General features: G+C 41.6%; 12 protein-coding genes. 11 read left to right on the plus strand and 1 reads right to left on the minus strand.

Features of this window, described 5'->3' with window-relative positions:
• The first annotated feature begins 367 nt into the window (after positions 1 to 367).
• From RWJ43_RS04115 to RWJ43_RS04165, 11 genes are all read left to right on the plus strand, one after another.
• Positions 368 to 547 carry a hypothetical protein gene (locus RWJ43_RS04115; RefSeq protein ID WP_314008101.1) on the plus strand — a complete coding sequence of 60 codons (180 nt, stop codon included), beginning with the start codon at positions 368 to 370 and terminating at the stop codon, positions 545 to 547.
• A 52-nt stretch (positions 548 to 599) separates the two neighbouring features.
• Complete coding sequence (locus RWJ43_RS04120) at positions 600 to 767, plus strand: CD1871A family CXXC motif-containing protein (RefSeq protein ID WP_314008104.1); 168 nt, start codon at positions 600 to 602, stop codon at positions 765 to 767.
• 79 nt (positions 768 to 846) lie between these two features.
• Complete coding sequence (locus RWJ43_RS04125) at positions 847 to 1,737, plus strand: 4Fe-4S binding protein (RefSeq protein ID WP_314008108.1); 891 nt, start codon at positions 847 to 849, stop codon at positions 1,735 to 1,737.
• A gap of 59 nt (positions 1,738 to 1,796) precedes the next feature.
• A complete protein-coding gene (locus tag RWJ43_RS04130; RefSeq protein WP_314008111.1) occupies positions 1,797 to 2,435 on the plus strand; it encodes a TlpA disulfide reductase family protein in 639 nt (212 codons plus the stop codon).
• A 178-nt stretch (positions 2,436 to 2,613) separates the two neighbouring features.
• Positions 2,614 to 3,294, plus strand: coding sequence for a response regulator transcription factor (locus RWJ43_RS04135; protein WP_314008114.1), 681 nt, complete (start codon positions 2,614 to 2,616; stop codon positions 3,292 to 3,294).
• A gap of 58 nt (positions 3,295 to 3,352) precedes the next feature.
• The gene (locus RWJ43_RS04140) at positions 3,353 to 4,435 is read left to right on the plus strand and encodes a HAMP domain-containing sensor histidine kinase (protein ID WP_314008117.1); all 1,083 of its coding nucleotides are present in this window, start codon (positions 3,353 to 3,355) and stop codon (positions 4,433 to 4,435) included.
• Between the two features lie 122 nt (positions 4,436 to 4,557).
• Positions 4,558 to 5,226, plus strand: a complete 669-nt coding sequence (locus RWJ43_RS04145; RefSeq protein ID WP_314008119.1) for a transaldolase family protein — start codon at positions 4,558 to 4,560, stop codon at positions 5,224 to 5,226.
• A gap of 209 nt (positions 5,227 to 5,435) precedes the next feature.
• Entirely contained in the window at positions 5,436 to 7,472 is a 2,037-nt protein-coding gene (locus RWJ43_RS04150) for a BglG family transcription antiterminator (RefSeq protein ID WP_314008121.1), read from the plus strand.
• A 6-nt stretch (positions 7,473 to 7,478) separates the two neighbouring features.
• A complete protein-coding gene (locus RWJ43_RS04155) occupies positions 7,479 to 7,760 on the plus strand; it encodes a PTS sugar transporter subunit IIB (protein WP_314008124.1) in 282 nt (93 codons plus the stop codon).
• Between the two features lie 4 nt (positions 7,761 to 7,764).
• Positions 7,765 to 9,045: a PTS ascorbate transporter subunit IIC gene (locus RWJ43_RS04160; protein WP_314008127.1), complete on the plus strand. Its 1,281-nt coding sequence runs from the start codon at positions 7,765 to 7,767 to the stop codon at positions 9,043 to 9,045.
• A gap of 9 nt (positions 9,046 to 9,054) precedes the next feature.
• Positions 9,055 to 9,780 carry a tryptophan synthase subunit alpha gene (locus RWJ43_RS04165; protein ID WP_314008130.1) on the plus strand — a complete coding sequence of 242 codons (726 nt, stop codon included), beginning with the start codon at positions 9,055 to 9,057 and terminating at the stop codon, positions 9,778 to 9,780.
• Between the two features lie 42 nt (positions 9,781 to 9,822).
• Here RWJ43_RS04165 and RWJ43_RS04170 read toward each other — a convergent pair.
• Positions 9,823 to 10,348 (minus strand): hypothetical protein (locus RWJ43_RS04170; RefSeq protein ID WP_314008133.1); only part of this gene is annotated, 526 nt, incomplete at its 5' end.

A 10,348-nucleotide genomic window follows, 5' to 3' on the forward strand; every position in this document is an offset into this window, starting at 1 on the left:
AACTTCATCTAATATGCTTAAACATGAATAGACATATATAAAAAATCTAACTACCGCTAAATTCCGCTTCTAAGGAACACACCTATGACAGATATTCTGCACAATTGCGGCCATATTACACATCAAATGAAGATAATCTGCACGTTTGAGGTATTTTCAGCGTCATGTATACGTCTTTTTGACAGATTATCTGTCATAGGTGTGTTTTGGAGGTCCGAAATTTGCCTCCTGAGTCGATGACGAGAAGCCCCGATTTTATCGCAAGTCGTACACCTGCTGTTTTATGTGATTGCATATTTTATAAGTTCGGATATGTATATAAAAAGTTTCATGGCATCTTTTGGATCGCACTTGAGCCACATTCAAGATGTATTTAAGGGCCATTGCCATTGCCATTGCCATTGCCATTGCCATTGCCATTGCCATGGCCATTGTCATTGGCATTGCCATGATATTCGTAGAAATTCAAAAGATATTTGAACAGCTATTTAAGCAGCTATTTGAGCAGCTATTTGTAACCCTTCCTGGAAAATTTAAATCAGCTTAACAGGGATTTAACACCCCTTCTGTTCTACTAGAGCCAGGAGAAGGGAGTATCTATGAAATCAAAGCAAGCTTGTGGTTGGAGCTGCCGCCTACGTGTCCTGCCTATTCTATTTTTGCTATTAGGATGTGCATTTGTAGTCTATGGCGCTTCTCGCGGAGAGGTTCAGACCGTATTGGGAAAAGCGGTACGAATCTGCCTTGAGTGTGTAGGTATTGGTTAGGTGACCTGCAGTGAAATTGTTCTCAGGGATAAAATTTCTTGGAAAGAAAGTGCGAGAATTTATCACTAAAAGAGGTTTCGTGCAGGCATGCGCAACCTTTCTAACCAACCCTCACCTAACAAATTTTGCTAAGGGAACTATCTATACTGGTCCTGCAAAGTCAGTCTGTGTCCCTGGACTTAATTGCTATTCTTGCCCAGCAGCTACAGGCGCTTGCCCTATTGGAGCATTTCAGGCAGTAGTTGGATCTTCTAAATTCAGCTTCTCGTATTACATTACGGGTAGTTTGATTCTCATTGGAACTTTGCTAGGCAGGTTTGTTTGCGGATTTCTTTGTCCATTTGGCTGGGTACAAGATCTTCTCCACAAGATTCCATTCCCAAAAAAATTTAGCACTAAAAAGCTCAAAGCCTTGCGCTATTTGAAGTACGTCATATTAATTGTACTTGTCTGGGCTCTACCAGCTTTGATTCAAAATGCTGTAGGAATGGGAGAGCCTTATTTCTGTAAGTATGTTTGTCCACAGGGAATTCTTGAGGGAGCAATTCCGCTTTCTTTAGCAGATGTCAGCATTAGGGCAGCTCTGGGCACACTTTTTACGATGAAGTTCAGCATTCTGGCAACTGTCGTACTGTTGAGTATCATGTTTTATCGTCCTTTTTGCAAATGGATTTGCCCGCTCGGAGCTTTTTATTCTCTATTCAATCGCATCTCAATTTTGCAGTATCGAGTTGACGAGAAGACCTGTGTAAGCTGCGGAAAGTGTGCGCGTACATGCAAGATGGACGTAGATATTACGAAGAATAATGCAGCTCTTGAGTGCATTCGCTGCGGAGAGTGCATAAAGGTATGTCCTGTTCATGCGATTGATGCAAAACTCCTGTTAATCAACAAGAAAATTGAGCAGTCGGAAAAGGTTGCCACAGCAAAGCACCTGGCTGATTTACAGTCGGCAAGCTCATCAAAGTAAGTGTCATAAAACGTGTATAGCTACGTTTCGTACGTAGAAAAGACAGAAAGGACTATGAAATGAAAAAATTTGTAACAAAATCCCTGACGTATGTCGCTGGCCTGCTTATGGCAGTTGCGCTTGTTGGATGCAGCGTTGGTGGTACTGGCAACACAGGCACAACAACCGCCCCAACTGCCGAGCAGCAGAATTCTGCTGCAGTTCCACCTGAGGCAGCATCAAAACTGCATCTCAAAGATGGAGATACCTTCCCAGATTTTAAGGCAACAGATATCACTACTGGCGCTACCTATGACAACACCGTATTTGGACAGAATAAGGTCACTGTTCTGACCTTCTGGTTCAATGGCTGTACTGGCTGCATTCAGGAGATGCCAATGCTTCAAGAACTTGCTGATACCTATAAGGACAAAGGTGTCAATGTCTTGGGTGTTAACGCCGAAGCCGCATACACGGACGACGCTAAGAAGGAGGCCGTGAATATTCTCCAGAAGCAGGGCGTTACCTACGGAAACGTCGCTCTTGATCCTCACAGCGATGGCGGTCACGTTATCGAAGGCCTCACAGCGTTCCCAACTACTATGGTTATTGACCAGAACGGTAGACTTGTGGGCGATCCAATTACCGGTGGCTCCAGCAAGCTCCAGGGTAGCGAACTTCAAAAGCGCGTTGACCAGGCCCTCGCTCAAGCAAAGTAGGTTATGGAAGCTTACATACCGCTCACGGTACACAGCGAGAAGTACTTCTCGCCGTAGGGTTTAATCGGTTAGCATTTGAAATGTTGTATGAAGTACGCTTGGGCTGAGTCAGTTGAGCTTGGTCCAGGCGTACTCTAATACTTGCTAATAGCATCAAGCTGCATTTGAAAGGGAAGAATTGAAAATCCTTGTAGTGGAAGATGAAAAAGAGCTGCTTGCCTCTATTGGAGAGGGGCTTGAGCTGGACGGTTATTACGTTGATCTTGTTGACAACGGCACTCAGGCTCTTGAAATGGCTCAGCTTGAGCAATATGACCTTATCTTGCTTGATCTTAATCTTCCTGGCATCGATGGGCTTGATTTGCTGCGTACACTACGAGCGGAGCACTCAGAGACCAAGGTGCTGATTCTTTCTGCGCGTTCATCGGTGTCTGATCGCATTGTTGGATTAGATACGGGCGCTGATGACTACCTTATAAAACCCTTTGCGTTTGGCGAGCTCGAGGCCCGTATTAGGACGCTCTTGCGCCGCGAATATACGCATGGAGAAGCGTCTTTGACGTTGGGAGAACTTCGGTTTGACACTACGGCTCGACAAGTTTTTGTTGGAGACGCTCAGGTTAATTTCACCAAGAAAGAACTTGCAATTTTAGAGTATCTGATGCGACATGCTGGAGCGGTTGTGAGCAGTGAAGAGCTAATGACTCATGCGTGGGATAGCAACGTGGACTTATTCAGCAATTCTGTACGTGTTCACATTTTTTCGGTACGAAAAAAGTTACGAGAAGCTCTTGGATATGACCCAATTTCCAACAAAGTAGGAGAGGGTTATTGCTTTAAGAGGGACAGCGATGACTAAGATAAGTGAAATAATCCCAAAGCCAATGCGCTCGATACGTGCCCAACTCACCCTTCTTATGGTGGGCTTATTGGTGTGCTGTTGCGTTGTTTTGACTTGGCTTGTGTATCGTTCGACTTCTGAGCTGCTGGAGCTAGCTGCGGCCAACGCCATCAATCAGGGAGCTCTTTCTATCGTTTTGGATGTAGATGCTATCGAACGCTCTATTTTGTTTGACGCGCTGGGTATCTTGCTTGTTGTGATTGTTGCGGGAAGCTGTGTAGCGTATTTTTTAATTGGTCACTATACCAAGCCAGTTCAACAACTCTCTGCTCACATGAAAGAAATTAGCCCAAATACCTTGTCTGATTCCATTGAAATTGAGGGCGGTGGAGAAGAGATTCAAGAGCTGGTTAAGTCATTTAATCAGATGACTGAGCAACTAGATGAAGCATTTGCAATGCAGAGGCGTTTCTCGGCTAGCGCAGCTCACGAGCTCAGAACGCCAATTGCAGTACTGAGGACCAAGCTGGATGTTTTTAAGAAAAAGAAACGCGAACAGCATGAATATGACGAGCTTGTAACTACGATGGAGACATACATTGACCGCCTATCTTCCATCATCACTGATCTTTTGGAATTTGCGGAGACATCTGAGCTAGGAGAGACTGAGGACGTTTCTCTTGATTCAGTAGTTAAAACGGTCGTGGATGATCTTGAATCGGTTGCTCAAAATAATAAGATCAACATGCAGGTTGACGTACAGCCCAAGGCTCAATCTGAGGCACAGACCTTTATCGTTAAAGGAAATACCAATCTGCTATATCGAGCTCTTTATAATTTGGTGGAGAATGCCATTCGTTATAACAATGAAGAAGGTTCAGTTAACATTACTCTAGAAACCAGGGGTCAAGAAGGCGTGATCATAATTGCCGATACAGGAGTGGGCATAGCTCCTGAGCAAAGAGAGCTTATTTTTGAGCCGTTCTACAGGGTGAATAAGTCACGATCCAGAGAGTTTGGCGGCGCAGGCATTGGCCTCTCGCTGGTTAAAACCATCTTAAAGCGACATGGAGCTTCCATCACAGTCTCTGAAAACAACCCTCAGGGTTCTGTATTTACAATCAGAATTCCACTGGTTGATGCAATGGACTCTGAGTAGCGCTTAACACTTCACATACACTGCTGCTCATGGATAAGATGAATGACAGTTAATGGCGAGAAGTACAACGGCTAGAATAGTTCTTAGCACATAGATGCCCTAGTGATGAAGGGGAGCCAAGCATGGAGTTTATTTTGGATACAGCTGATCTTGAGGCAGTTAAGCAGCTTGATGAGCTTTTGACTATTGATGGAGTTACCACCAATCCTGCAATCATCACTAGAAGTGGTAAGCAACCTGAGCAGGTAATTAAGGAGTTCGTGGAGTACCTGTTGCCTGAGCAAAAGTTCTTTGTGCAGGTTGTTTCAACTGACTATCAGAAGATGCTGGAAGAGGCTCGCTATATATGTGGCCTTCGTCCCGAGAATACCTATGTGAAGATTCCTGTTACCCGTAATGGATACAAGGCAATCAAGCAGCTCAAGTCCGAGGGCCTCGGTGTTCTGGCAACGGCAATTTATTCGGCCGACGAGGCTTTTCTGGCAGCGATGAATGGCGCAGATTACTTGGCTCCTTATGTTAACCGTATGTGCAACTACGGTGATGGCATCGGTCAGGTTTTTGATCTTATGCAGATGCTCGAGACCCATGGGCTGAACTCTAAGATTCTTGCTGCATCGTTTAAGAATACCGAGCAGGTTCATGCGCTCATCTCTGGTGGCATCGACGCGGTCACCCTTCCACCTGATATTGTCTACACCATGATGGATCATCCGGGTACAAAGATTGCCGTTGATGAGTTTTCTGTTGCATGGCGTGAGGCTTACAGCAGGGATACTTTACTGGGGTAGGTTTGCTAATAAATATTGGTCCAGAGGAACAAGACCTCGATGAGCAATCATCGAGGTCTTGTTTTTATGATTGAAAGATTAAACTGAGCAGAAAAATAATTAATACTTTGATATATAAGAAGCTTCCCATTTGCTTCAAAGTGAATGAATCAAATGATATTTGTTCGGTCTTGAAACAGCATATAACCTAATTATGAGGTGGAAATAAAATGAAAAGTCGAGTGGAAAATTTATTTAATATATTGTGCCGGGAAGCTGACCAGATTTCTGTTGAGAAGTTTGCGACGCAGCACAATGTAACCTCTCGAACTGTTTATAAAGACCTATCAACCTTAAACCAACTTTTGATTTCTCAAGGCCTTACTTCAATTCAAAATGCAAGAGGTATTTTGACCTATGAAGCTCCAGTTGAAATTGAGTTTTCAGAGCTGGTGAAAAAAGACGATATTTTTTATCTTGATCCAGAAATGAGAAGACGAGTTATTCTCAATCTTGTCATCTTACGAGCAAGAGAAATATCAATTTCAGAACTTCAGCATGCTATTGGGGTTTCTAAAAATACAATCCAGAGAGATTTGGATGAAATTAAAAAGAGTTTCACTGGAAGTTATTTCTACATAGAGGCTACTCCTTTTAAAGGTGTATCAGTCACAGGCAACGAACTCAAGATAAGAGGCCTTTTTGCTGATAACTTAACAAAAGATTGGCCATATCTAAATGCATTTATAAGTGTGCAGGACAGTGAACGAATCAATCAAATAAAAACTTCAATAGATGAAATATCAAATTGTCTCCAGGTTGAGTATTCGGAAAATGCTCAGCAAAAGTTAATTGCTTACATGCTTGTATCCATTGCAAGATTTAAGGGGAATAAGCTTCTCGGTCTTCCCTGCAACATTGATGAACCGGATTTGCTGGGCAGTCCTGAATACGGTGCAGTAAATAAATGTGTAGATAATTTAAAAGAACTCTATGGTGATGACATTACAGAGGATGAGCTGTATTTCCTTTCAGCAAAATTTAGAGAATCAACTGTTGTTGGGATGAGTGATTACATCTCCGAAAACTGGATCAGGTTGAGAATTTTAGTTTCTGAATTCATTGAAAGAATGGATCAGCTGGTTGCGTCATCGAATTTTGCTAATGACGAAAAACTTTTTGAAAGCATACTCAATCACTTAAGACCTGCATACTGGCGTGCTGTAAGTGGAGAGGCGGTATACAATCCGCTTTTGGAGTATGTGATAAATGAGTTTGAAGACTTATATAGAGCAACAACTGAATCAATTTCTATTTTGGAAAAGGGACTTTCAGTCTCCTTTTCTGATGACGAAATTACATTTCTTACTATGTTCTTCATGGCTTCCCAGGAGAGAACAAAAAGACCCGTCGAATTAAGACCTAAGGTTATCGTAGTGTGCCACGCCGGTGTGGCTACATCTGAAATAGTGTCTTCAAGGCTAGAGTCAAAGTACGAGGTTTCAGTACTTGGAACTTTTGGATCGAATGAAGCACAGAAATGGCTGGAAAGTAACAGCGTTGATTTTGTTGTTAGCACGTTTCCGTTTACGTCTAAGAATGCCAAGGTTGTTGAAGTTTCTCCTCAGTTTGATTTAAAAGATCAAAGAAAAATAGAAAATGTTCTCAGAGTGAGCGAAAGAACTATTTCCCCAGATGAAATTACGTCTATTGTTTCGCAATCGGTTTCCCTCAGTAAATCTGATGAAGAAGTCTTAAAGCGAAAAATTGCAGAGTATTTAGGCTTTTTACCTAAACAAGATAAAGAAGAGAGGTATTTCCCAATGCTAGAAGAGGTCCTTACAGAAGACTTAGTTGAGACACATTATTGTGCCAAAGATAGTGATGATGCAGTTAGAGAGGCCGGAAGATTACTAGTAAAGAAAGGTGTTGCAAAGGAAGAGTACATTGAGGCAATGATAGAAAATGTCCGAATTAACGGAACTTATATTGTCATTGCTCCAGGTATCGCCATGCCTCATGCGAGGCCAGAAGAAGGCGCTTTAGGAATCGGTTTTTCACTCATTACCCTCGATCAGCCAGTGAATTTTGGCCATCCCAAGAATGACCCAGTACAGTTAGTGGTTGCTCTTTGCGCGATTGATCACCAAACCCACTTGAACGCGCTTGCAGATTTGGCAGAGCTTTTAAGTGATGAAGAAAATGTCCAAAAGATATTAAAAGCAGACAAAGCTGCTGAAGTAATTGCAATTACAAGTAGGAGGTAGGCAATTATGATCAAGGTTGTAACAGTATGTGGCGCTGGTGTTGGAAGTAGCATGATGATGCGGCTCTTTACTCAGCAAATTTTAGATGCCGAAGGAATTGACGGAACTGTTGATGCGTCCGACATCGGCTCTGTAGATCCCTCTGCATATGATTTGATTATTACCACATCAGACTTTGCTGATGCACTGAGGGATAACTCTGTTCCAATAATTCGCATCGATAACATGATGGATAAAGCGTATCTGAAAGAGCAGCTAATGCAGCACATTAATCAGATGGAAGGATAGTGTCATGGAGATTTTTCTTTATATCGTCAATCATTATCTAAGCCAATCGGTATTTATCATTGGATTGGTCGTTGTAATCGGAATGATTGCAATGAAAAGACAATGGAGCCAGCTTCTTCCATCTGCAATTAAGGCGATGATTGGCTTCACAATGGTCAATGTTGGAGGACAAACGCTTGGAATGGCGCTTTTGCCCTTGGCAACAATGATTGGAAAAGCTTTCGGAAACGGTTCTGTTCCTGCCACTGATATTGGTACTGCCAGTGCTGAATATATGACCGACCTGGGCACAGAACTCTCTCTTATTTTTGCCTTCGGATTTTTGATTAACTTGCTTTTGGCAAGATTTACAAAATTTAAGTTTGTTCATCTTTCAGCTCATGTTGCATTCTTCTTCGCAGGTCTGATTGCCGCCCTACTTAAGTACAACACGCCTCTTGATTTTTGGGGAATTGTGGCAGTTGGATCAGTGCTTCTTGGCTGCTATATGACCTTCTCTTGCGCGTATGTCAATCACTGCATTAAGGGAGTTAAGGGTGGAGAAGAGATTACCCTTGCTCACTCAAGCTCTACTGGTCTTCTGATTTCTACATATCTCGCGAAAGCTTTTGGTAATAAGGAGCACGATCTTGAAGAGATCAAAATTCCAAAGCAGTTTGCTTTCCTCCGTGAGATGACCATTGCCTTAACGTTGGTAATGACTTTGTTGTTCCTTTGTGTAAGTATCGTCGCAGATCCTACATGGGTTATGGAAAATATTTCTGGAGGACAGGATGTCTTGGTCTATTCAATCCTTCAGGGTATTAGCTTTGGCATGTGGATTACCGTTATTATTACTGGCGTTCGAATGATGCTTGCAGAGATTATTCCGGCATTCCACGGTATTGCAGATAAGATTATCCCTGGAGCAAAACCTGGTCTGGATGTTCCACTGCTGTTCCCAGGCTATCCAACCTGCGTAATCGTTGGTTTCCTTTGCAGTTTGTTGTCTGGACTAGTAGGTATGGTAATTCTCGCTGCAGTTGGCTATCCAATTATTGTTTTCCCAGCACTTATTCCAACGTTCTTTACTGGTGCAGCAACTGCAATTTTTGGTAATGCTCATGGCGGCGCTAGGGGCGCGGTAATTGGCTCTCTTGTCAATGGTTTTATCCTTATTTTTGGCCAGGCTCTGCTTCTGCCATTTGTTGGTTCTTATGAGCCAATTATGCGCATTCTTTCTGAAACCGACTATTGTGTATATGGCCCGCTTCTTGGCTTTATTCTCCATGCCCTTCCATTCTAAGGATCTCTGATGCAAAAGTATTCCAGCAGTAATGAGCATAATAAGCTAGCAAGAAAACTGGCGCTGTATTTGCCACTGGGATATCCGAATTGGGAAATGTTTTACCGTGTCCTTCAAGAAATTGAAGGACACGGTATCGGATGTCTTGAGATTGGATTGCCAGTAAGTAATCCTTTTATGGATGGTGAGACAATCAAGAAGACACATGAGCAAACATTACCAATGTTGAATACTGATATTGTTAAAGAAGAGCTATCTAAAGTCAGGAAGATTTTTTCCTCACGCATTGTTCTTATGACTTATGCAGAAGGTTTAGAAAATTTTAAAGTTAAAGAGTTACCCTATTGGATTTACGATGCAGTTCTTTGTGTTGATGGCGTTCAATCTCGTAATGATTACTCAGGAATTGTAAGAATATTTTCCGAATCCATGTCTGATTTAGAAATGGAACAAGCCATCAATGAATCTACTCATTTTGCATATGTGGTCTCCGCTGCAGGTAAAACAGGGGGAGACTTATCAAGTCAGCATGCGTATATCGAGACGATCAAAAGGCTAAGAAAGTTTTCCGATTTGCCTGCTTTTGTAGGATTTGGTATCAAAGACAATAAGGGTATAGAAGAAGTGCTTTCAAATGGCGCTGATGGAGCGGTAATTGGCTCTGAATTTATTAGGCAGATTGATGAAGATGGCATCACCAAGGTTAAACAGTATCTCTCAAAGTTGACTATTTGATTCTTAGATGATGCTGAGAACTTTCCTGAATCCTATAGGGAATTAAGAAGAAAGTACTAGCTTACTAGTCGCGATATCACGCAGAGAAATGTATACATCACTTTTATATTTAAATTTTATTATTTTTATAGTTAAATATACTGTAATTATATAGAATAATATTATTAGTATAATTACAGAACCAAATGTGCGTAAAGCTTCTTTTAAGGTGTCAATTAGAGTATTCTCATTGATTGAATTTTGAAAATAATTAAAAACTGTAGTGATAAATAAACTTGCCACTGAATTAAAGAAGGAGAAGATTATTCCAATTACAACTGTAGTTATAATTTTAGATATTCTATCAATTTGTACATTAATTTCGTCTAACTTAATCTGACAAAAATTTTTTAACTCAACAAAGTCAATTTTTGTATTATTAGTAAGAGTATCAAATTTTTTATATTTCGATGTATCAGCTTCATTTGAACGAGGAATAGAGATTATGCCATTAACGGATAAAGTAAATAAGACGAGGATTATTACAAAAAGATCGGAAGAGCGTCGTGTAGGGAAAGTGGGTAGGTGG

It is taken from the genome of Lancefieldella parvula, from assembly GCF_963530955.1.
Lineage (GTDB): Bacteria > Actinomycetota > Coriobacteriia > Coriobacteriales > Atopobiaceae > Lancefieldella > Lancefieldella parvula_A.